16 protein-coding genes are annotated in these 22,105 nt (G+C 64.6%); 12 read left to right on the forward strand and 4 right to left on the reverse strand.

Annotated elements, in window-relative coordinates; genetic code table 11:
- Positions 1-1,026 precede the first annotated feature (1,026 nt).
- Positions 1,027-5,973 carry a DEAD/DEAH box helicase gene (locus BLW32_RS17455; RefSeq protein WP_068739912.1) on the reverse strand — a complete coding sequence of 1,649 codons (4,947 nt, stop codon included), beginning with the start codon at positions 5,971-5,973 and terminating at the stop codon, positions 1,027-1,029.
- 1,213 nt (positions 5,974-7,186) lie between these two features.
- Between BLW32_RS17455 and BLW32_RS17465 the strand changes: the two genes are divergently transcribed.
- The 6 genes from BLW32_RS17465 (at position 7,187) to BLW32_RS17490 (ending at position 13,135) form a co-directional block, all read left to right on the forward strand.
- On the forward strand, positions 7,187-7,564 hold the full coding sequence (locus BLW32_RS17465; protein ID WP_139286238.1) for a hypothetical protein: 378 nt from the start codon (positions 7,187-7,189) through the stop codon (positions 7,562-7,564).
- 221 nt (positions 7,565-7,785) lie between these two features.
- A complete protein-coding gene (locus tag BLW32_RS28370; RefSeq protein ID WP_302847106.1) occupies positions 7,786-7,920 on the forward strand; it encodes a hypothetical protein in 135 nt (44 codons plus the stop codon).
- 7 nt (positions 7,921-7,927) lie between these two features.
- A complete protein-coding gene (locus tag BLW32_RS17475; RefSeq protein ID WP_139286239.1) occupies positions 7,928-8,224 on the forward strand; it encodes a hypothetical protein in 297 nt (98 codons plus the stop codon).
- Between the two features lie 83 nt (positions 8,225-8,307).
- Positions 8,308-10,419: an AAA family ATPase gene (locus BLW32_RS17480; RefSeq protein ID WP_074850662.1), complete on the forward strand. Its 2,112-nt coding sequence runs from the start codon at positions 8,308-8,310 to the stop codon at positions 10,417-10,419.
- 236 nt (positions 10,420-10,655) lie between these two features.
- A complete protein-coding gene (locus BLW32_RS17485) occupies positions 10,656-11,612 on the forward strand; it encodes a hypothetical protein (protein ID WP_074850664.1) in 957 nt (318 codons plus the stop codon).
- A 53-nt stretch (positions 11,613-11,665) separates the two neighbouring features.
- Entirely contained in the window at positions 11,666-13,135 is a 1,470-nt protein-coding gene (locus tag BLW32_RS17490) for an ApeA N-terminal domain 1-containing protein (RefSeq protein WP_068739924.1), read from the forward strand.
- A gap of 11 nt (positions 13,136-13,146) precedes the next feature.
- On the opposite strand, the gene BLW32_RS17495 is transcribed toward BLW32_RS17490, so the two are convergent.
- Positions 13,147-13,512 carry a VOC family protein gene (locus tag BLW32_RS17495; protein WP_068739926.1) on the reverse strand — a complete coding sequence of 122 codons (366 nt, stop codon included), beginning with the start codon at positions 13,510-13,512 and terminating at the stop codon, positions 13,147-13,149.
- A gap of 1,052 nt (positions 13,513-14,564) precedes the next feature.
- Here BLW32_RS17495 and BLW32_RS17500 point away from each other — a divergent pair.
- The 5 genes from BLW32_RS17500 (at position 14,565) to BLW32_RS17520 (ending at position 19,022) form a co-directional block, all read left to right on the forward strand.
- Positions 14,565-16,175: a hypothetical protein gene (locus BLW32_RS17500; protein WP_068739928.1), complete on the forward strand. Its 1,611-nt coding sequence runs from the start codon at positions 14,565-14,567 to the stop codon at positions 16,173-16,175.
- Positions 16,176-16,271: 96 nt separating this feature from the next.
- Complete coding sequence (locus tag BLW32_RS17505) at positions 16,272-17,390, forward strand: helix-turn-helix domain-containing protein (protein ID WP_068739930.1); 1,119 nt, start codon at positions 16,272-16,274, stop codon at positions 17,388-17,390.
- A 14-nt stretch (positions 17,391-17,404) separates the two neighbouring features.
- The gene (locus BLW32_RS17510) at positions 17,405-17,950 is read left to right on the forward strand and encodes a PIN domain-containing protein (RefSeq protein ID WP_139286240.1); all 546 of its coding nucleotides are present in this window, start codon (positions 17,405-17,407) and stop codon (positions 17,948-17,950) included.
- Positions 17,947-18,135 (forward strand): antitoxin VbhA family protein, encoded by a 189-nt coding sequence (locus tag BLW32_RS17515; protein ID WP_068739933.1) that lies wholly within the window; start codon positions 17,947-17,949, stop codon positions 18,133-18,135. The genes BLW32_RS17510 and BLW32_RS17515 overlap by 4 nt, the downstream gene beginning before the upstream one ends.
- 623 nt (positions 18,136-18,758) lie before the next feature.
- Complete coding sequence (locus BLW32_RS17520; RefSeq protein ID WP_068739935.1) at positions 18,759-19,022, forward strand: hypothetical protein; 264 nt, start codon at positions 18,759-18,761, stop codon at positions 19,020-19,022.
- A gap of 64 nt (positions 19,023-19,086) precedes the next feature.
- Here BLW32_RS17520 and BLW32_RS17525 read toward each other — a convergent pair whose 3' ends face one another.
- Together BLW32_RS17525 and BLW32_RS17530 are read right to left on the reverse strand one after the other, a co-directional pair.
- Complete coding sequence (locus BLW32_RS17525; RefSeq protein ID WP_068739937.1) at positions 19,087-19,500, reverse strand: nucleotidyltransferase family protein; 414 nt, start codon at positions 19,498-19,500, stop codon at positions 19,087-19,089.
- A 118-nt stretch (positions 19,501-19,618) separates the two neighbouring features.
- On the reverse strand, positions 19,619-20,266 hold the full coding sequence (locus tag BLW32_RS17530; RefSeq protein ID WP_068739939.1) for a hypothetical protein: 648 nt from the start codon (positions 20,264-20,266) through the stop codon (positions 19,619-19,621).
- A gap of 497 nt (positions 20,267-20,763) precedes the next feature.
- On the opposite strand from BLW32_RS17530, the gene BLW32_RS17535 reads away from it, so the two are divergent.
- On the forward strand, positions 20,764-21,756 hold the full coding sequence (locus BLW32_RS17535) for a DUF7373 family lipoprotein (protein WP_068739940.1): 993 nt from the start codon (positions 20,764-20,766) through the stop codon (positions 21,754-21,756).
- Positions 21,757-22,105 lie beyond the last annotated feature (349 nt).

Genomic DNA, 22,105 nt, shown 5'->3' on the forward strand with positions numbered 1-22,105 from the left:
AATCGACCGTTTGTGACCACCGCCCACACCGGCCAGTGCGTCCATCGCGGCGGAACGCCGCTACAACAGCTCGAAGTCCAGCGCGACTCCAACACGGCGGTCGGTTCCGGGCGACGTGGAGGGAACTCCTTCCCTTGTGGCAATAGGCCGGAACACTCCGTCGTCTCCGATGCCGTAAGGAACAACGTCATTCAGAGCACCTGCGTCATCCTCATCCGGCCTGACCGAAGATATACGCTCGTCGGTTCCCTGATTCGGCTCAACGACTGTCGGCGAAACGGCGTCCCAGATCAACGGCATCACTTCGCTGTAGGGGATTCCATCCCCGGGTCCGATGCCACGGGCTGAATCTTCGCGTGGCGGTTCCGGAAGCCAGACCACCTGCGGCCATGACGAAGTTCCGCACGTCTCAAGCTTCGACCAAAAGTCGCGCCAGCCAAGATACGTCGGACTCGATCCATCTCGCCACGAGGTGCGCACTAGTCCCCGGCGGTGGTGGACCTCGTAGCGGACCAATTCAACCCGGTGGCCACGGGCAAACGAACCGCGAGGCGGAGGATTCGAAAGCTGAGCTCGAACCTCGGCATCGAGGACCGCCGCCACATCTCGCGCTGTCATGACTACGAGCCAGTGAGCGAACCACCATTCCTCGCTTCGCCTGTACGCGTGATCCGTCACGGCGGGCCCGCCGTGACGGTGTGTGTACTCCTCAAGGTCGCCAACCCAAGCGGCCCGCGGGAACGCGTAGAACGGCTGTTCCCACAGTGGGCGCCTCAGGTAGTCACACAGCTGCCCAAGGTCGATTTGCACGATTTGGTAGTTGGTCGTCTTCGTACGGTGGTGCTTGCATGTCTTGAGCTCGATCTGGATCGCCTTACCCAACCGATTGGGATAGCGTCCAACCTCAATATCTTGCCCAGCAGTCGGCCACCATAGCGCTGCACGGGTTCGGTAGCGATGCGTCACGTACTGCGACGCCCAGTGCTCCAAGGTCTTCTCCGGCAACGACACCTTCATGGCGATCTGTCACTGCTCCCGCAAGCTGTCGACGATCTTCATCGTCTCGACCGCGACCGTGGTGACCTTCGCGATCAGGTCAACGATGTACCGCGCGTCATCGTGCTCGTCGCACCAGTCGTTCGGGTCGTTGACGATCCCAGACGCCTTGTCGGTCCTGACCTGGTATCGGTCGATGATCCAGGCCAGTGCCGAACGGGACCCGAGCATGTACCGCTCAGCTTCCTCCGGAATGCCGGTGATGGTGACCTTCGGGCTGTACATCAGCGTGGTCACGTCGTTGACGCTCTTTCCGGTCTCGGGATCCTTCCGCTTGGCCCACTTCATCTTCGAGACCCGCCACGTCTCGCGGTCGTCCGGATTCGCGCCTGGCTTGAGCTGCACATCGACCGGGTACGGCTCCACTTCCTCGTACCCGACGTGGAGGTCTGAAAGCGCCCGGCCGGCGACTGCGAGTTGCTCGAACCGCTCGACGCTCTCCGGAGTGGGGATGTGCGGCAGCATCTTCTTCAGATCCGCGGCGTAGGTCCGGCGGTAGACAGGATCGTGAAGCAGGCCATAGACATAGAAGAAGATGTCGTCCTTGGTGACCTGATCGCCGACCGCGGCCTGGTACGTGTCGAGGAGACCGTCGGCGATGTTGTCGATGCGGCGGTAGCCGTAGTCGTCGATCTCCCCAGAACCGCCTGCGAGATCAAGAGTGCCGTCCTCTGGCTCAGCCAGCTCGTACGTCCAGCGGGGAAAGAACTGTCCGGTATCGAGGAGGTGGAGGTTCGGAAGGAGGTTCGTCATCAGCGGTGTGAAGTCGAAATGGGATGCCGGGCCCGTAAGCAGGATGCCGACGTTCTCGTGACGATCAGACGGGAACATTAGCGGGAGCTGGTAGCGACGCTCGTTGAGCCTCGCATCGAAGTAGGTCCATTGCCGCTGAAAAGGACGGTATCCGGCCTCAACGACGGCACCGGTCTGCAGTGACAGCCGCACACCGCGAGCGAGTTGGGCTTTCAGGCTTCCTGACCACGAGATCCTAAGGGGATCGGAGTTGATAAATCGGTCGACGGCAGCCTTACGATTCGCGACCTGATTCTTGTCACACCACAGATCGAAGTCACCGACCTGCGAGTTGTAGAAGGAGATCATGCGTTCGATGTTGTTTGTGACCGCGTCGCGACTGAAGTTGCAGCACCACGCATCACGGTTCGTCTTGAGGCCGCCCGAGTAGGTGGAGAAGACTCGCACCCCGTTACCCTTCTCGCCGATCGCAGGCCACGATGTGAACTCGCCGCTGCGCTGGTTGACCCAGTCGCCGTGCTCGTTGGGACTGATTGCCTGCCAAGGCACAGAGTCCAGGTCACCGCCTGCAACGACGTCGAGCTTCTGCTCGCGGGTGAGGTAGTCGCCGATGTCGCGATACTGCACGTCACAGGGCCCGGCATGCGAAGGGTCCTTGACGCCTATGAGGATGGCGACGGTGTTGCGGCTACCGGAGCCGAACACCTTGCCGCCCTCGCGGCGGGACAGTTCTCCAGACGTCCGCTGATTCCCGCGCAGGTTGTAGACGTAGATGCGGCTGTATTCGTCCGCGAACGACAGGCGCACCCCGTCGTGGGTGTTCCCGTCGATCCATCCACCATTGGAGACGAACGCGACGACTCCCTGGTCTCCAATGCGGTCGGTGGCCCAACGGAAAGCGCGTAGGTATGAGTCGTACAGGCTGTTCTTGTTCGTCGCGGTCGATCGCTTGGCGTAGGTGTCGGCGATCCTTGCATCGAGCGTCGGATAGGCCATGTTAGCGTTCAGATCGTTCGCCGAGTCTTGACCTACGGAGTAAGGCGGGTTGCCGACGATGATGTGGATCGGCGCGGCAAGCTGTTTGACAATGCGGGAGTTGTTCTGCGGGAACATCTCCGTGTCCATGGAGTCGTCGACTTCGGTGATCTGGAACGTGTCAGTCAACACGATCCCTTCGAACGGGCTGTACTCCGTAACGGTCAGAGCGTGGAACGTACTCTCGATGTTCACTGCGGCGATGTAGTACGCGAGGAGCATGATCTCGTTAGCGTGCAGCTCGCTGGCGTACTTCCTCGCCAGGTCCTCTGGCTTGACCAGCCCCGACTGCAGCAACCGGGTCATGAAGGTGCCGGTCCCGGTAAACGGGTCCAGGATGTGCACACCCTCGTCGGTGAGCCCGCGGCCGAACGACTCTCGGGAGGCATGGTCCGCGGCGCGGAGGATGAAGTCGACGATCTGGACCGGGGTGTACACGATGCCGAGGGCGTCCGCCTGCTTGGCGAAGCCGATCTTGAAGAACTTCTCGTATAGGTCGGCGATGACCTGCTGCTTACCGTCGGCGTTGGCGACCTCCGTGGCGCGCACGCGCACGGAGTCGTAGAAGCCCTGGAGGTGCTCGGTCTCAGCCTCGAGGCCGGCGCCCCCGAGCTGGTCCACCATCGCCTGCATCGTGCGGGAGACCGGGTTGTGTGCCGCGAACTCATGGCCCGCAAACAGGGCATCGAAGACCGGCGCGGTGATCAGGTGCTGCGCGAGCATCGAGATCGCGTCGTCGCGCGTGATCGAGTCGTTGAGGTTGTCCTGCAGGCCCTTGTGGAATTTCGCGAATGCGGCCGTGATCGCTGGATCTGCACTGTCGAGTAGGGACGTGATGCGGGTGATCAGGGCGGAGGCTATGTCGGCGACGTCGTGCGCCCAGTCCTCCCAGTAGGTTCGGGTTCCGACCTTGTCGACGATCCGAGTGTAGATCGCCTCCTGCCACTCGGACAGCGAGAACAGGGCCATCTGCTCGGCGAGGTTCCCGCCGCCACTGCCGTCCTCATCAGCGACACCTGTGGCCGCGTCCGGGTCGCTGCCACCGCCACCGCCGCTGGTGCCGCTGGGCTCGCCATTGCCGACGCTCTCTGGGTTCTCCTTGGTGGGACCGATGTGCCCGCCCAGGAGCTGGTCCGATCCCTTCCCAGTGTCGGCGCCGGGGTTCGCGGCGTTCAAGGCGATGGAGTTGACCATCGCGTTGAACCGGTCGTCGTGCGCGCGGAGGGCGTTGAGGACCTGCCAGACGACCTTGAAGCGGCGGTTGTCTGCGAGAGCCTGGTCGGGCGCGAGGCCTGCCGGTACTGCGACGGGGAGGATGATGTAGCCGTAGTCCTTGCCCGGCGCCTTGCGCATTACCCGACCTACGGACTGCACCACGTCGACGACGCTGTTACGGGGGTGCAGGAACATCACCGCGTCGAGCGCGGGGACGTCGACGCCCTCGGAGAGACAGCGGGCGTTGGTGAGGATGCGGCACTCGTTCTCGGGCAGCGGCGCCTTAAGCCACTGCAGCTCCCGGTTCCGTTCGAGCGCGTTGTACGTGCCGTCAACGTGCCGGACCTGCACACCGAGATCGAGGTTCGTGGTGTTGATGTCTTGGCCATCGTCGATGGACTCGGTGAGCATCTCCCGGTAGGTGTCGACTACGAGCGGGAACATCGTCGCGACCTGCTGCGAGGCCTTGATGTCCTTGGCGAAGGCGACCGCGCGCCGCATGGGCGGTTCGCCCGGCGTGAATCCGGTGCCGTCGGGTGTGCGCCCAGCGCGCTTGGCAAGACCGTTCCAGGCACCAACGATCTTGGTGGCGTCGTCGAGCCGCAGGTCGCCGTCGGGGCCGGCGAACTGCTTCTGGATGGCGGGCGCGACCAGCTCCTGGTCGACGGTGAGCACCAGGACCTTGTAGTCGGTGAGCAGGCCGCGGTCAACGGCGTTGCCAAAGGAGAGACGGTGGAACTCGGGCCCGTACTTGGCCTCGTCGTCCATCGACGTGATCTCGGCAGAGTGCTCGTCGGCCTTGGTTTTGACCGTCTCGTCGAAGATCCGCGGTGTCGCGGTCATGTACAGACGGCGCGCGGAGTGGATGTAGTCAGCGTCATGGACGCGGACGAAGTTCGATTCATCGGCACCTTCGAGCGTCACGCCGGTGGTGCGGTGCGCCTCGTCGCAGATCACCAGATCGAACGGGTCGACCCCGGTTTCCTGTGCCTGCGCAACTACGGGCAGCGACTGGTAAGTCGTGAAGACGACGGTGAGGCCCTTCGCTCGCTTGCGGTGCGCCATCTCCGCGGCCAGTTTCGGAGCGTTCGTCGTCACCGGAACAGCGACGTCGTAGCTGCTGATGTCCTCTGCCGCACGAGACACCTTGGTGTCCGAGCAGACCGCGAACGCTCGCAGGTCCAGCTGCGTCTGTGCGGTCCACTCCCTCAAGGTCTGACTGAGCAGAGAGATCGACGGGACCGCGAACAGGATCCGGGCGCTGCCCCCGTTCTCCGCTGCGGTGCGCTCCGCAATCTTGAGCGCCGTGAACGTCTTGCCGGTGCCGCAGGCCATGATCAGCTTGCCGCGATCGTGCCCCTCACCGAAGCCAGCGAAGACCTTCTCGATCGCCTCGGCCTGGTGCGGGCGCGGCTCGTGTCGGACAGCCTCGGTGAGATCCACCTCGACCTCACCGTCAATGAGCGAGACGTCCCAGTCGATCGGCGAGTCCGCGATCTCTGCGAGGCCGATCCGCTGCACCGGGATCGTCTGGTCCTCAAGCGCGTCCTCGGCGTTCTTTCCCCATCGGTCCGTCGTCGAGATGATGATCCGGTTCGTGAACGGGTTCTTACCCGACGCGGTGAAGAAGGAGTCGATGTCCTCCTTACGAAGCGTGTGCGTCGGCTCGTAGAACTTGCACTGGATCGCCGTGTGCTCGCCGGTGTCGCGTTCGCGGGCGACCAAGTCGATGCCAGTGTCTGGCTTGCCTTGCCGGCCCGGCCAGTCGATCCACCTCCACACCGCGTCGTACTGCTGGCTCAACAGCGGGTCGAGTTCGAAGTACCGGACCATCAACTTCTCGAACCTTGTGCCCCGCTCCGAGTTCGACGGTGCCTGTCGGAACGCCTCCATCACCTCGTGGATCGACCCCATACCCGTGCTGCCTCCCGCGCCGACGGACGATTTGTCTCGCTGAGCGTACAAGGGGACCGTCACCGGGGAGCCAGGACCGATGCCGTGCCGGCGCCCACACTCTGTAGGATCGCTCGCCGCTGCGTATCGCCAGCTGTGGCCCTACTTGTAGCTGCCACTGGAGCGCTTCCTGTGCCCCGTCCTGTGGGATGGGGTGTGGGATCGTGGGGCATCTCGTAGCGATCGCCGTAGCGGCACGTGTAGCGCGAGTTGTGGGATTCTGACTCACCTACCGATCTGCCCCGTACGCACGCGCGTTGGGGGACCATAGAGGGGCAATCGCCCCCGGCTGAGCAGAGGCTCGGTGTGGGATACGTGTCCCCGGCTGACCCGGGGCGCGGGCCGAGCAGCTGTATGCGCTGAATTCGGCCCAGTGCCCGCCGCTCGGGACTAGCGATCAGCCGGGACGCACAGACCCCCCTCCACTGACTTGGGGGTGGTCGCCAGAGGACGACAGACGAGACGTCCGGATCGGGCGACGCGGAGCGCACGCGGCAAGGTCGGCAACACCTACAGCAACGCCTCGCCGCATGCGGCGATCAAATCAGTTGACCAATCTCGAAGGTGACCACAAGCCGCGCCAACGATCCACAACGCCGCGCCGAAAAGAATAACGAAGCGACCCACGCGGTGACATTCCCGCCGGTCCACGTAGATCAGGCATTGAATCTTACACAATTCTATCTACGCGACCCCACTTCAACATCATCTTCCATGACTTACATTGTCCCTGAACTCCACTCTGACCTGCATAGACGGTCCCCCAATGCCGCTTGCAACCACCTTCCAATGTGTGTATTGATTGATTCACAACGTTTCATTCACGCATTTCAGATGGAGGAATGATGGGAGTACCCAGAAGGGTTCCTGAACCGCGCGTCAGCGACCAGGATGCGGCGGTCAAATATCGAGGGGTCCCCGAGGCGGGCGCCGAGTTCTTTTCCGTCGGCGCCCGCCGCGCGTATCAGCTCGCCGAGGCCGGCGATCTCCCCACAGTGCGGATCGGCGGACGTCTCCGCGTGCCGGTCGGCGCGGACGGCGGCCTGATCAGGGAGGTGACCCGATGATCCGGATCCCGCTCGCGCAACCGGTCGCCGCCGTCGACCTCGGAGATGCACGGCCCGCCGAACTGCACTCCCCCGAGCCGGGGACCGTCTCTCTGATCCGTCGTGGCGTGACGGTGACGGAGGACGGCGCGACGACGGTGGTCGACCGTGTGCGAGTCGACACGGATGTCGCTGATGAGATCCGGCACGCGCGACTTTTGGAGGCCGCCGGCTATCCGGCCGAGCGGATCGCCGCCATGCGCGCGGCCTGTCTCGCCGCCCTCCCGCGTCCCCTGATGCGGCTGATGCGGACGGAAGGTGGCGGTGCGCGAATCGTGCTGCTCGATAGCGACGGCGACGACGGCGCGTCGGTTCTGATGACGCTCGATGCGCTCCGTGCGCAGGCCGACACGGCGTTGGCGATGGCCGATCGAGATCCAGAGCGCGGCCCCGAGCTACTCGCTACCGCCGTGGCCCTCGATCACGCAGTGGCGGCTCTCCGATGACGCGCATAGCGCTCGAGCTTGCGAGCGCAGAGATCCAGCTCGCGCGTCAGGCGGAGGCGGGCGGATACCCGCCCGAGCAGATCGCCGCAATGCGCGCGGCCTGTCTCGCAGCACTGCCTCGGCCACTGATGCGGCTGAGCGCGGACGCTCGATCGGTCTCGGACGGCGCGGCGTGGGTCGAGCTTCGCGATTCGGACGGCGATTGGGGAGCGAGTCGCCTGATGTCCACGAGCGAGATCCGATCGCTGGCCGACAGGATGCTGTCGGGTGCCGACGACTCCGCCGATCAGGGCGAGCGACTGGCGACCGCGTGCGCACTGGACCTCGCTGCGGGAGTTCTCTCCGCGGCGACGTGACGAGGGGGTGGCCGGTGCAGGCCACCCCCTCCGTGAAATCCCCTCTAGGAAAGGCTTCACCACGATGAGCATACTTACTGTGCGATGGCAGGTTCGTTTCGACGACGGCGATCCGCTCGTAGAGCTCGCATACCTACCGGTCCCGTTTCTCAGTGATCGCGAGTTCCTGCGGCTGACGCCGGCCGAGCGGCGACGCTTCTTCGACCTCGCACTCCGCGTCGTCGACACGATGCCGACGACGACGGTTTTCGACGAGCTCTGTCGCGACCGGCTGCTCGCGACGGCGGCCGCCGCCGGACTCTGAAACGGACGAAGGGGCGGACCGTCGCGGGTCCGCCCCTTCAAGATTCGTTCCCCCCATCCTCTCCAAGACGAAGGAACACCACCATGACTGTAGCGCATACCGTCAACCGACTGCTCGAGCTCGATTTCCACCTGCTGCCGCTCCGTCCGGATTCGAAGGCACCATTTGAGGCAGGGTGGCCCGACGCGCCGCGGATGACTGCCGAAGCGGCCACCGAGTGGGTTGCGCGCGGCGGCGGCCTGGGTGTGAATCTCGGCGCCAGTCGCTTGGTGGTACTCGACGCGGAGGACGCTGCCGCAACGGACTACCTCGTCAAGCTCGGATTCGCGCCGACGGTGGCGACGGCCAATTCGCAGGACCGCCAGTCCGAGAAGTTCGGTGGCCGCCACGTGTACCTCCGCGTACCGACAGGTATCGACCGCGAGTTGCATACCGCTCCGGGCTTTCCGGTCGGGGATGGAGGGACGCTGGAGGTGCTTGCGGGTCGACGGTTCGCCGTCCTCCCCCCGACCAACTTGAACAGTCGCTCGTACGCGCCGATCGCGGGTAGTCCGCTCGATCCCGGTGGCGCGCCGATGATCCAGGATGCGCCCGATTGGCTGCTCGAGGCGAGTGTTCCCGCTCCTGCCGGGGCTGGTCCGATGGTCGGGAAGCTGGCGGAGCGTCCTGCCCGTGAGACGGCCGGGGACTCTGACGAGTTCGATGTCGTCGTCGACAGCATTCCGTGGGACGCCGTCGTCGACGGCGATGCCCGGTTGAGCCCAAGCGGAGCCGATGCGTGCGGCTGCCCGACCTATAGCTGGGCCGGATCGGCAAACGCGCGCTCCGCGGTCCTGCATGACTGCGCCTCCGTGGGATCGGCCGCCGCCGTGTGGAGTTCGACGATGAAGGCGGACCTCGGACTCGATACCGACCATTGCTCTCGGCTCCGGCTGGCCGCGGCCCTGCGGGGTCATTCGATCCGCGAGTCGATGGACGAGCTCGCCGAGCAGATTGGTGTCGAGTGGCCGAAGCGCTGGTCCGAACCCGAGCCGATGATCTTGCCGGACGGCGTGGTCCCGGCTGGCGGCGTGCGTGTGGAATCCACCCCGAACCGCGCTCCGCTCGCTGCAGCGGTCGGCGGCGTCGATGTTCCCGCTGCCGCGGCGCGACCTGCTCTCGCCTCCGTCACTCCGCTCCCGGCCATCTTTACTACCCAGCCGACGCCTTCAGCGGCTCTGGATCTGCTCGCCAGTATCCGCAGCGCGGAATGGCTCGATCAGCAGACGTTTGCTCCCCTCGTCGAGCTGGTGCCCGGAGTCGTTACCGAAGGGTGCGGGCTTATAGTCGGGCCCCCCAAGGCTGGCAAGTCGTGGTTCGTACTCGCCGTAGCGCTCGCCGTCGCCGCCGGTGGACGAGCACTCGGCTGCCTTTCCTGCGAGAAGCGTCCGGTGTTCTACTTGGCGCTTGAGGACGGAGACCGTCGCCTCCAGACCCGGATGAGACAGCTGCACGGCAAGGCTCCGTTGCCCAGCGGGTTCGACTATATGACCGCGATCCAGCCGGGCATGGCTGCTGCGACGATCTCCGCCTGGCTGGATCGCCACCGCGACGCGCAGCCACTGATCATCGTGGACACGCTCGGCAAGACTCGTGGGACTGGCCCCGGTCCGGGGGCGAGCGCGTATCAGCACGACTACCACGCTATGAGTGAGCTCAAGGCACTGGTGGACGGGCTGCCCGGCAGTTCGATGCTGATCGTGCACCACACACGGAAATCCGGATCTGGGACCGGGGGCGACTTCGTCGACGCGGTGAGCGGCACGCACGGACTGGCTGGTGCGGCCGACTTCGTCCTGGTGCTCAGCCGGAAGCGCGGAACGTCTGCCGGGCAGCTTTCGATCACGGGGCGAGACGTCACCGAGCGCGAGGTCGCACTGACAACGGCGGACGGACTCTGGACGCTCGACGGCGGATCGCTTGACGCCGCTCAGCGGGCTCTTTCTACGCGGGAGGCTAGTGGTCAGCTCGGCGGCCGTTCCCTGGGCATTCTCGACATCGTCAATTCGAGCGATGGCGCGATCACACCAGGCGAAGTCGCCGCTCAGACCGGACTCGACGCGAAGTCGGTCAGCAACGTGCTGAACGCGGCTGTCGCCGCTGGGCGGTTGGAGAAGGTCGCGCGTGGCCAGTATCGCCGCCTGGAGAGGACATAGGGCAGTGATGAAAGTAGTGAAAGTGGTGAAACTGGGTCGCATCGAGGCGAGTCGATTCACCACTTTCACTACTTTCATCACCTTCTAGCGGAGGCATGAGCCTGCGGTACCTGAACTGAGTCACTCTTGTGGCACGCGCGGTTTCACTGCTGTCACTGCCAACGTGGATGCCTCGATGCATGAACCGAGTCAGCCGGCGCCGCTCGAACGCGGACCAGATCCGGAAGAATCACCTCATGGATGATGAGCGCTCGATTGTTGCCTACCTGCCGTGGCTCGCCCGGAAGGACGACACCGACGAGCAGGTCGAGCTCATGTTCGTTGAGCGGGAGGGTGACACCGTGTACGTCCGCGAGACTGATCCCTGCGACCCACCGCCGACACTGTCGCCGGTCTATGACGGCGAGACGATCGTCGTGATGACACCGATCTCGCACTCGGCTGTCTACTCAGGTGAGACCGGCGACAACCTGATGTTCTCCTCACGCCTGGTCCCCGACGACGGGCCGGGATCGAACAACGCTCGCGTCTTACGTTTCGGCGAGCACGACGACGGCCGCAGGGTCCATGTACGTCCGGGCGGACAGGTGACATTCGAGCCGGTAGCTGAGTTGCTCGCGATCAACGAGTTGGAGTCGCGAGGTAACGAGGGGTACGTGCCGATCACCCCAGTTCTCTTCACCTGGTTTGCGACGGTCCCCGACGTGCCAGAGGAACGGTCGCGCTACCTGCTTGCCGCCGCGCGCAGACTTGACCGAGCACAGTCACTCTTCACTCAGGCCGCGAGCGCGCTCGACTTCGAACCCACGCACTGGCCCGCCACCCGGAGGGCGCTCTTTGAGATGATCGGGATCGTCGAGCTCGCCGTAGTGTCCCTGAGCCGCGCGATGGACATGTGCATTCGGATGAGCAAGCTGATCGGCGTGGCTACGCCCGTTCCGGACGCTGTCAGCACCCGAATAGCTGCGGTAACCGAGATCCGCAATGCGTACGAGCACATCGAAGACCGCGCGCTAGGCAGGGTGCGGAACGAACCAAATGAAGACGCGGCGACCATCTTCGAGCACACGTCGCTGATCACGGACAACGTCGTCACGTACGGCAAGTACACACTCGACCTTGATTCCGACGTCACCGAGATCACCGACGCGCTGCGAGCCTTTCTCCTGAGGGCCACCGCTGACGCATCGTGACCGCTATTGGTGTAAGACCGATCTCTTGGAGCCGGCCAGGTTAGATTCGAGCGATGGCTGACCAGTTTCCCACCACCGACAGCGAGTCGATCGGCCAGTTCGTAGTCGTTCCGAAGCTGCCTGACGGCACGGACCCCGACAAGAGCCAGGTCGTTCGGACCGGAGTCTTGCGCTACCGCCCCGGTCGGGTCGAACTCGAAGTCAGTCCGTCCTTCAACCCCATGACCAAGTGGACGGAGTCGACCCCAGGGCGCTTCACAGGAACGTCGAACGACGAACTCATCACCGACGAGGCCGTGATCTTGGGAACCGTTGTCAGCAGTCCACAGGGAGTCTCTCTGTGGCAGATCGACTCCCTGCGGCGCAATATGATTGGTTTCTCTTCTCCGGGCCGGGAGGAGGCAGGACGAGAAGTCCTCTCCGCTGAGTGGTGCCTCATGGGCACCCAGTTCCCGGATGAAGACGTCGGCTTCACCTCGGTGACCCTCGACGTGACGGGGCTGCATCGCTTCGCGGATCTGCCGAGCGTCCACCCTGAGCTGCCGGAGCAAGGCCTGTTTCCGATGCGGTGGGTCCTCGATCCCCCGGATGCCGTAGTCGGAAGCACCGAGATTCCCCACAAGGGGTCCGTCACTCTGGCTCCCGCGGTGAGGTCGTCACCACCCGGCCGACGGGACGTTCAGATCACCACTGACACGGTGGTCCGGTTCGGCCTGGATCAGGGCGCACGACTACCCGAGGTCGTTTCCGACCTCGCGATTCCGATGGCTAGCCTGCTGACGATCCTCACGGGCGAGGAGTGTTCGGTACGGGGCCTGAGGGTTGAAGACGGTGAGGACAGGTCAGCGGCCGTCTATGGGTACGTCGTCGATCCTTCTGCTCCACGCGACACGAAGGATCTTCTCCTAGCCGTCACGTCCGCGGGTGGCCCCGACTTCATCGGTCGTTGGCTGGCCATCGTCAAGCAGACGTCACCTGTGCCGCAGATCCTCGCCGCCGCATACGCCGGTGAGTTCATGACAGTCGAGACGGAGGCTCTGAGTCTCTGTACAGCGGCGGAGACGTTGCACCGTTGCCTGTTCCCGGACGCCCGCAGATTGTCTAGCGCGACAGTCGAACAAGGATTGGCTGGACTCGTTGATGCGACGCTCCCGAGCGATGTGCACGATATCCTGTCCGATGCCCTGGGGACGTATCTCTTCGAGCCCTCATTCCCGTCGCGCATGGCCGACCTGGCAGAACCAGTATTCGCCGCAGTTCCATCGTGCATCGGCCGTTTGAATCGGTGGAAGCAGGTCGTCACTGCGCAACGAGTCGGCCTCGCTCACGGGCTTCGCAACGACGACACGGACATGGCGACTATGCACGCAGTGAACCGTTCACTCCGTTGGATGCTTACGGTGCGCCTACTCCTCGCTGCTGGCGTGGAACCGGCCGTGCTGCGCGAGGCCACAGAGGCAAATCGCAGATACGAGCGGGACCTCAGGAACTGGAAGAGAGTGCTTCCCAAGGTATTCCAGTAGTAGCCGCCCGCTCAGTCCACCGGCGAGACTCGGATGAGGTTGCCGTCGGGGTCCGTGATCACGAACGTTCGGCCGAAGACGGCGTCGAACGGTTCCTCCACCACATGGACTCCCTTCGAGACCCAGCTCGTGAAGATCTTGTCAATCGCGGGCCGTCCTCCCGGCACCATCAGCCCGACTTCGCTCGTGCGAGGGGTGGTCGGGACCGCGTGTTCGCCGCCGCCTGTCCACAACGCGAACAGGACGCCGGGGGCTACCTCGAAAGCCACGTAGTGGGGACTGGTGAAGGTCGGCTCGATCTCGAACAGGTCGCTGTAGAACCCGGTAGCGTCTTGCGCATCGCGGACGTAGATCAGGAACAAGTTGGGTGCGGGCATGAAGCGGGTCTCCTCAGGTTGATTTCGCGGTACCGCCCCAGTTGACAATCAGATCAGGTCAGATCCTGTCCTCTGCCAACAAGATTCCATCAGTTGAATCGTACACAGCTTGAATCATCCTGCTGAAGAACAGCTTTCCGCGTCACACACGGCGATTGCGTAGATCATCAGGTTGACTCGTATGCATGACGCCCGATGAAGCACGCGAGCAGCTGAATACTGCTTTGTACAAGTACAACCGGGCGAGCGGGACGCCCGGCCCCGAAGCGGCAACGCAGCTCAGACACAACCGTGACAAGATCCTCGAATCGGTTGTCGCTCTTGGCGGTGACCGCGGTGCAGCCGAGCGCTACATCGAAGCCCTGGGGAAGACGTCGATTGATCCCGACCGACTCGCGCGCGAAGCGGGTTACCCCGTGGAGAAGCCCGTCAAGCCCGCCACTTCGAAGGACAAGCCGGCTTCCCCGCCCGCACCGCCTGATACACCAGCGAGGGCCACGGACGACGGTCCCCTCGGCGGGCGCGGCGATCTCCCTCCTGGCAGCGGCAGGATCTGGCTGCAGGGCGATCTCGCCGCCGAGGTCACGCCGATCGAGTCCGACCTACTCACGGGGATGGACAAGGCCATCGAGCAGGTGAATCAGGCCCACTTTGCGGTGCCCGCGGCATACGCATGGAAGCCTGCCGGCGCTCAGCTGCCAACGGGTAGGTCCATCCCCCGCTTGTGGGACACCGCGATGTCGCTCGTCGAGTCGCAGCAGCGGATCCAGGTCGCAGTGGACGCACTCCGTGAAGCGTGCAGGTCCGACGAACCGATCATTCAGCGCGAGATGGAGAAGCCCCTAAAGACGCTGGATTCGGCCACCGAAGCGATCGCGCTGGCATCACAGGTGTCGCCGAGGATCACGGAAATAGGCAGAGGCGGAGCCGCGTTGTTCGCGACCTTCCGCGCCAAGCTCCGTGAGCAGCGACGGCTGATTGCACAAGCTGCTGACGAGCGGTACACCAAGGGGAAGGATGCCACTTCGAGCGTCTTCGCGGAGGTACCTCCGGTGCAGATCGCACTGGATGGCAAGGACATCGGCGCGGCGGTCCTCGCGATCGACGCGGTAACCAATGCTCTGCGCCCCGTGCCATCGATGCGACCGCAGTTCAAGGCCGGCGGGCTCCCACTGGTACGCGGCGGCGGAACGCCGACCGGCAGAGCCGAGCGTTACCGTGGCGCGCCGCCCGGAGACCCTGCCAAGGGTCCCAAACCAATTGGCACCCCGTCCCCCGGCGGCAAGGAGGCTCCCGGCGGATCGCCGTCGAAGGAGAAGCCGGGCAGCAAGATCGACCCGAACACGCTCCTGCAGGCTCTGCAGGGTGCGGGCAGCCAGCCGCAGCAGGCGACTCCGCAGCAGTCGCAGACTCCGCAGATGCCGACGATGCCGCAGACGGGGCAGGGCCAGCAGAACCCGCTCGCGCAGACCACTCCGCAGCAGCAGAAGCAGCTGCAGGATCTGCTCAACGGGGTCAAGCCGGAGGCGGAGAAGAAGCCGGACGTCGACAAGCCGCAGTTCGACAAGACCCCGGCGGGCAAGGCCGCGGAGAAGGACGCTCCCGCTCCCGGCTCGCCCATCGGCACGGCCACTCCGGCATCGCCGAACGGGGACCCGAAGACCGGCGAGCAGCCGCGTAAGCACCAGCTGGACTCGACGGGTACGCCGGTCGACCGGAACAAGGACGGCAAGGTCGACAAGGGCGCGATCCCGATGTCCGAGCTGACGCGCCGACCGTTCGAGATGAAGCTCGACGTCTCGCCGGACCTGCCCATCAAGCTCGACGATGCCCGCCTCGGCGAGGTCATGCTGAACCTGGAGGACGGCACACCCGACGATCCGAAGTCGGTGATCGAGGCGCTGCGTGAGGCCGGGATCAACGTCGACGAGCTCGGCGACGAGGTCGACAAGAAGGACATCCGGATCGGCGACACCGTGGTCTCCGAGAAGGGCTCGGGCATGTACATCGGCGACGACAAGGTGCTCATGGGTACCGGCGAGGTCAAGCCGCTGCAGGAGCTGCTCGACGCGAACGGGAAGATCTACGAGACCCCGCTGCCGGATCTGCCGAAGGAGGTCGACCTCACGCAGGATCAGCGGGACTCGCTCACCGCACACGACAACGGGCAGGCCCGGCCCAACGATCAGCACCAGGTGCCCGCGGTCGACCCGGCCACCGGCAAGCCGATCGGCGAACAGGGTGCGGTCGGTGGCGACCAGCCCGCCAAGCCCGCGGGCGACGGCGGTCAGGGCCAGAGCGGCGGACAGCAGCCGCCGCAGGGCCAGCAGGATCTGGGCGACGACGGCAAGCCGAAGCCTCCGCCCGGTGCTCCCGCTCCTGGTGAGCCCGGCGGTCCGCAGGCGGGTGAGCAGCCGAGCACTCCCCCGGCGCAGCAGACGCAGGCCGACACCGCGGCCAAGCCGGACAGCGGCGGTAGCCAGGCCGGGTCGGGGCAGCACGCACAGCAGCCGAACGCTCCGGTCGCGGGCCCGCCCCCGAGCTCCGCGTACGTGCCGCAAGGTGACGACGCGAAGGTCCAGCCGCAGCAGCCCGCCACGGAACAGCCGAAGGAGGGCGACGGTCCCCAGCAGCGTCCGTTCCGCGGATACGCCGTCGGGTGATGCGTGAACTGAGTCAGTAGACGATGAAGCCCCTGATCAGACTGGTCAGGGGCTTCATCGTTGATGGGGAGGCGCATGTGTGCGAAAATCACACACATGGACGCGAAGGGACTGGGCAAGCGGATCCAGGAAGCCCGGGTTTCAGCAGGCGTGTCGCAGGAGGATGTGCGGAAGTACCTGGATCTCGGTGACCGCACGGCGGTAAGCCGGATCGAGTCGGGCGATCGTCGAGTGACCGCCGTCGAAATGTTCGCACTGGCGGAACTGCTGAACCGACCGCTCCAGTGGTTCGTTGCAGAGCCAGTCCCTGCCTTGATCAGCCGCCGGACCGACGCAGGGTACGACCCTGAGATCACGAAACACCTGGATGAAGACGTCAGTCTATTGGCCGATGACGTTCGATTCCTGCAGCGTAAGAAGCTGCTCAACTTCATGGTGCACTTCCACCGATGGAGCCCCCCGCTCACGCACGCTGACGCCGAGCGAATCGCCCGGGAAGCCCGCCGATCCGTGGGGATGGGTGACGAGCCGATCAGCAACGTCGGCGCGACGTGCGAGAAGTTCGGGATGTACATCTACTTTGCGCAGTACGGGAAGGACAACGGCGACGGTGCATGCGTCGACATCGAATCCGATGACCGCGCGGAGACTGGATCAGTCGCGTCCGCAGCTGCCGCCGTGGTTAACGGCAGTCAGCCGATCGCCAGGGTCCGGATGACCGCGATTCACGAGCTCGCGCATCGTCTTGTCGGAGACGTGTACGACCGTCACAGCTCCGATTCGGAGACAATGGTGAAATCTCTTGCAGTCCATATCCTTGCTCCTCGAACAGGCGTGAGCAGACTCTGGTATGCCCACCCCGGCGACTCCGAGCGCACCCGCGCGATTCGCGTCGCGGGAACGTATCAGATCTCGTGGACGGCCCTCGTCAGCCAGCTGCGTAATCTCGATCTGATCAGCTTCGAGGCGCGAGATCAGCTGGCACGGGAGTATCCGAAGCCGAGTGAGTTCGCCGCCCTGCAGATCGAGCTGCCTGGCGACCTCACGTCCCCACAGCTCTCCCCTGCCCTCGCCGCCGCCGCTGTCCGCGGCTACGACGACGCGAAGATCACGCGTAATCGAGCGTTGAGGATCCTGCGCGGATCGATCTCCGACACCGATCTGCGACCACGGGAGGACCGTCCGTTCACGGTTGTGGGCGGAACCTCGTCGTGACAGCGCAGTGGGTGATGGACACCAGCACTTTCACTCACTTCCACCGAGCGGGAGTCGAGGACCTCCTTCTACAGGTAGCTCCACACGGGTCCGTAGTACTCATCCCAGCCCAGGTCGAGACGGAGATCGAAAGGGGGCGGGACAGATACCCGAGCATCCCTGGAATCGACAACGCGCAGGGCTACGATCGGGTATTTCTCACCAACGACGAGTACGCCGACATGCTGACCCTGCAGATCGAGATGGACCCGGAAACACCTGAACAGCACATCGGCGAGTGCGCGGTCATCGCGTGCGCCACCGCACGTAAATTTGTCGCGGTACTGGACGAACGGGTGGCGTTCAACGAGGCTCTCGACCGTGGACTGATCGTGCACGACACCATCTGGATCCTCATCGCTTGTCACGTCCTTGCTGGAGTGGATCGCGCGGTGGCCGAAGCCGCAGTCGACTCCCTGCTGGAGACCGTGATGGATCTTCCGATCAACGACGGAACGAGCCTCTTCCCGTACGCCTACGAGATCGGTTATCTGCCGTGGGAACACGGAGCCGCCGAGTGATCAGCGAACGGGAGATCCTCCGTCGGATCCGCACCGTCGAATCGGTTCGGCGGAGCACGGAGCTGGAAGGCGGGCGGAGTACCGACGCGCTGCGCGCGGATCAGGCCGACTACATCCTCGGGCGCATCACCGCCGCGGAACTCGGTGCACGCACACGCCGCCGGTACGGGATCGATCCTCGTTGAGGGGGACCGTTGATGCGATGGGCGCAGCCCCGAGACTCTGGACATCGCCCGCGATACGATGAAGCCCCGCTGCCTGCTGGAACAGGTCGGCGGGGCTTCATCGTCCTTTGTGTTGGGGTGGTGGAGTCAGAGCGTGAACAGCTCGATCGCGAGCCGGGTGGCGTTGACAGCGAACGTCGCAATCGCCCAACGTTCGCCCGGCTTCCGCTTCCTCTTGCGGGGCTTACGCGTAGGTGTCGACATAGCACCTCCCTTCTGTCGCGCAGGCGCGGTCACGGCGACCGCGCGGCCTCAACCATGCCCGCCAGAGCGGCGCAGCGGAATGGACACGCCGCAAATTGGCAAGAGGCCGCTTAGCGTGGGGGGGACCGACAGTAGATCCGCCGATTCACCTGAGAAACCACCAATTTCAGCGTGTCGCTTGCGCGCCAACCGCACCGCCTGCTAGCCGCGATCCGCGTAACGGAGATCACCGAGCGGACCCACGAGCGTTGCTGAGCGGACCGTCGATCACCCTGAAGGTCAGGTCCCACCGCGCCGCGTGAGCCCTTCGGGCAAGAGGTACCCGTCTCGGCCGGCGCTCCTCGGTTCAATGACATGACACGCTGCGTCGAGAGGAACCGGTGACCATCATGAATGAGCAAGAGCACAGGATCAGCGACGAGCTGGATCGCCGACTAGCAGAGACCGACGGTCCCCTAGGTGTGCGTGACGACGAGGGAGGCATCTCGTTCGGGCCGCTCTGGGTTGCGGACGACGATCCACGTGTCTTCACCGAAGACGCTGAATTCACCGTCGCCCAGGCCCGGCTGTACGCACTGTGGTGGTGGGCTGCCGCCGCTGCGGCAGATCGGAACCGCTCCGAGCAGACGTACCGCGACCGGTAGTCGACACTGAGCCGGGGTCCTGCGTCCTCCTTGCCTGCCAGCCAGCAAGCTGGCCTGCTGGCGGTCAGTTGGGCGGGCCTGGCTTCCAAGCGATGCGCATACTGGAGGCACGCGACTCGTCCACAATCCGGCGAACCTCAGAATCGCGATATGCGACCTCAAAGTCGTTGAGCAGCAGGATCAATGGATGAGCGCGCACGTCTTCGGTGAAGGCGTCGGGGAGGTTCGACTCCCACATCTGCGTGCTGACCCGGTAGGTGTTGACGTCCTGGCCCAGTCTGCGGGTCAGCTCGGCCGAGACAGCGCTCGCGGCGCGGCGCTCTACGGTGCCGATCAGCAGTACGTCGATGTCGCTCGGAGGGGGACCGTCTATCCCGCTGTACCGCGCCGCCCAGGATCCGAAGATGTACGCGGCGTCCACGCCGTCGATCTGGTTCACCGCAGAGCGGATCGCCTCGATGATCTCGCCTGGTGCCATGCACTGATTGTCACATTTGAATCATCGTGTCAGTGCTGCTCGATAGGCGAAACATGCTGAGCCAGTGATTGTAAATCTTCGTGCCGAGTCAGGAGTTGCCCCGCCACCGTAGGTCCCCTCACGACCACAGCTCCCGCATCACGTCCACGAAGTCCCGACGAGCCTGATCGAGCCGCTCCTCCCACGCGGCTTCACGAGCTCGCCAATCCTCGTGCGCCTCGCGCTCCGCCGGGGTGGACGGGCGCATCGTGACAGGTCCACCTACCCGAGAGTGTCGGAATCGTGGACCGGCTGCGTCGAACACAGCCATCTCGGCCTCCGTGTAGGTCGGCGCGGGCTCCTGGAGTCGCACGATGAGCTGCCGGAACTTGGTACGGCGTTCGTCTCCGATGTCGCAGATGGACCAGTCGCAGTGGTACTTCAGCGAGGCGATGGCCAGCGCGTTGAAGCTGCTATCCAGCTCGTCGATCACCCAGTCGAACGCGGGATCCCGCAGGTACGGCGGTGCGCCCACAGCCTCGCCGTAGGTCAGGGTCCGCCACGCCCCGTGCAGCGCGAGGGGACCGACACACGCGGTGGCACCGGTGTACATCCCACGCCGGTCGTCGGAGCGCTCGAGAACCTTCGGATCCCAGTCCGCGCGCAGCCGCATCTCCAGGTGCAGTCGGTCCCCCAGATCCAGCGCGACGCCGTGCGTGACGTGAGAGCTGGCGGACCGATCTTCACGGTGCACGCCGATGCCGAGCTTGAGCTTGAACGTGATCACGGCGGGCCTCCTGGGCTGACGGGAGCAAAGCCGACCAGCCTATCGCCGCGGGGACCGGCCGCGCGAGCGAGTTTGGAACCGATCAGGGAGCTGGTGCGTCCAATTGATGTGGAGGAAGAACACGAAGGCGTACCCGCCCTGCCCTACTGGGTCGAGGACTACTTTGCTGACCAGCGCGAATACTGGAGGGCGCTGCGGGATGGAGGTGTCATCGACCTCGCGGACACCGGCAAGCTGATCCAGCGATGGGGCGAAGGCCAAGCCGGAGACAACCCGCCAACAAGCGGCAGTCGAGAATGTGCACCAGACAGCGGTGCGACAGGTGAGGAGCGGGGATGAAGCGACAAGGGCTCATCGGGATCGGGCTGATAGCACTGCTCGCCGTCACTGGGTGCCAGATTGTCGCTGGTGAAGCGACTGCACCGTCCAGCCTATCTGCACCAGCTTCGTCGACCTCTCGGCTGCCTGCTGGCCTGGATGTTGGGGACAACCCGACCATGCTCTACTCGCCAGGGCAGGGAGGCACAGACTCGACCTGGGTTGCCGAGGGCAACAGGATGCTGGAGATGCTGGTACAGCCATCGGACGCAGACCCGACCTTGATCGAAGCCGTCAAGGACCATGACGCAACACCGAGCGTCCAATCCGTGACCGACGACTCGATGCCAAAGGACGCACACTTCGTCGCGTACAAGGCCAAGGTCAGCGTCGCACTCACACGCGCTGACCGCACGGATTCGCCCAGTACGGAGGTGCGAGTCGGTGCGGCCCGGTACGCATCCGACGAGCACACCACTGAGGCGATCACAGCAGCTCAAAACGACTTCCGGGCAGCGAACAGGGCCGCAATCCCAAACCTGACGAACGGGATTGCCGTCGAGACCGAACCAGGGGTCATCGACGTGCTGTTCCGACGCGGCGAGATCATCCTCACCGTCCACGTGAAGTCGCCGACGACCCAGAAGTCGACGCAGTTGGCCGCCGACCTATACGCGCGGCAGTCCGTGGCCGCATCGCGGTTCAAGCCGACCCCCAGCGAATCCGTCCCGAAGATCCCCCTTGACCGCGACGGGGTCCTCGCCCGCGCGCTCTGGTCCAGAGGGGAACTATCAGACCGCGACCAGCGCATCATCGGAATACTCACGCTGCCGGCATTCGAGCGTCGTGTGGGGAACAACCCCCTGGTCCCCCTGCTACGGGAGGCCGGGGCTGACCTCGTCGGCTGGAATCTCGGGATCGTCATCCGGATGAGGGACGACGCCGCTGCCCTTCGGTTCATCGAGCAAGGTCGCGCCTCCTCGAAGCGCAAACGCGTGGAGGGCGTGCTGCACACGAACGACAGCGTGGTGTGTACCCAAGGCGACCGGGCCGACGACATCTCGTGCGCAATGGTCGTCGGCCGCTACTACGCGAACGTGTCCGCATCCGACGCTGTCGTAGTGCGGCAGATGGCCGCCGCGCAATGGGCGATTCTCACCCAGAACCCGTAGGAGACTTTGTGCACCTGACCCGAACGATCGTCAGCCTCGCCGCGGCCGGGACACTGCTTACCGGTTGCAGCACCGTCGTCCCCGGCACCGCGGTGCCCGACCCCGACGCGGCCGCGATCAAGCTCGACACAGGCGGACTATCGACGAAGCCCCGGACACCCACGGCGCCAGGCTCGCAACGCAAAGTCCTCGCCGCGAACATGCTCTCCGAGCGCACGGTCATCCCCTCCGACATCGAGGCCGCCTACACCGACGGAGGCGCCCAGACAGCGGTGACTGCCCGCAACTTCATCTCTCTCGAGTCCGAGGACACTGACCGGATCGCCAAACGAGGCATGCTCTACGGATT

Origin of the sequence: Tsukamurella tyrosinosolvens, from assembly GCF_900104775.1 — a bacterium.
GTDB lineage: Bacteria > Actinomycetota > Actinomycetes > Mycobacteriales > Mycobacteriaceae > Tsukamurella > Tsukamurella tyrosinosolvens.

Excerpts from the sequence above, each read along its gene's own strand:
- BLW32_RS28370 (WP_302847106.1), top strand. The coding sequence starts at position 7,786 with ATGTCCACGAGCGAGATCCGATCGCTGGCCGACAGGATGCTGTCGGGT.
- BLW32_RS17510 (WP_139286240.1), top strand. The coding sequence starts at position 17,405 with ATGGACACCAGCACTTTCACTCACTTCCACCGAGCGGGAGTCGAGGAC.
- BLW32_RS17495 (WP_068739926.1), bottom strand. The coding sequence starts at position 13,512 with ATGCCCGCACCCAACTTGTTCCTGATCTACGTCCGCGATGCGCAAGAC.
- BLW32_RS17535 (WP_068739940.1), top strand. The coding sequence starts at position 20,764 with ATGCTCTACTCGCCAGGGCAGGGAGGCACAGACTCGACCTGGGTTGCC.
- BLW32_RS17490 (WP_068739924.1), top strand. The coding sequence starts at position 11,666 with ATGGCTGACCAGTTTCCCACCACCGACAGCGAGTCGATCGGCCAGTTC.
- BLW32_RS17525 (WP_068739937.1), bottom strand. The coding sequence starts at position 19,500 with ATGGCACCAGGCGAGATCATCGAGGCGATCCGCTCTGCGGTGAACCAG.
- BLW32_RS17485 (WP_074850664.1), top strand. The coding sequence starts at position 10,656 with ATGGATGATGAGCGCTCGATTGTTGCCTACCTGCCGTGGCTCGCCCGG.
- BLW32_RS17455 (WP_068739912.1), bottom strand. The coding sequence starts at position 5,973 with ATGGGGTCGATCCACGAGGTGATGGAGGCGTTCCGACAGGCACCGTCG.
- BLW32_RS17505 (WP_068739930.1), top strand. The coding sequence starts at position 16,272 with ATGGACGCGAAGGGACTGGGCAAGCGGATCCAGGAAGCCCGGGTTTCA.
- BLW32_RS17480 (WP_074850662.1), top strand. The coding sequence starts at position 8,308 with ATGACTGTAGCGCATACCGTCAACCGACTGCTCGAGCTCGATTTCCAC.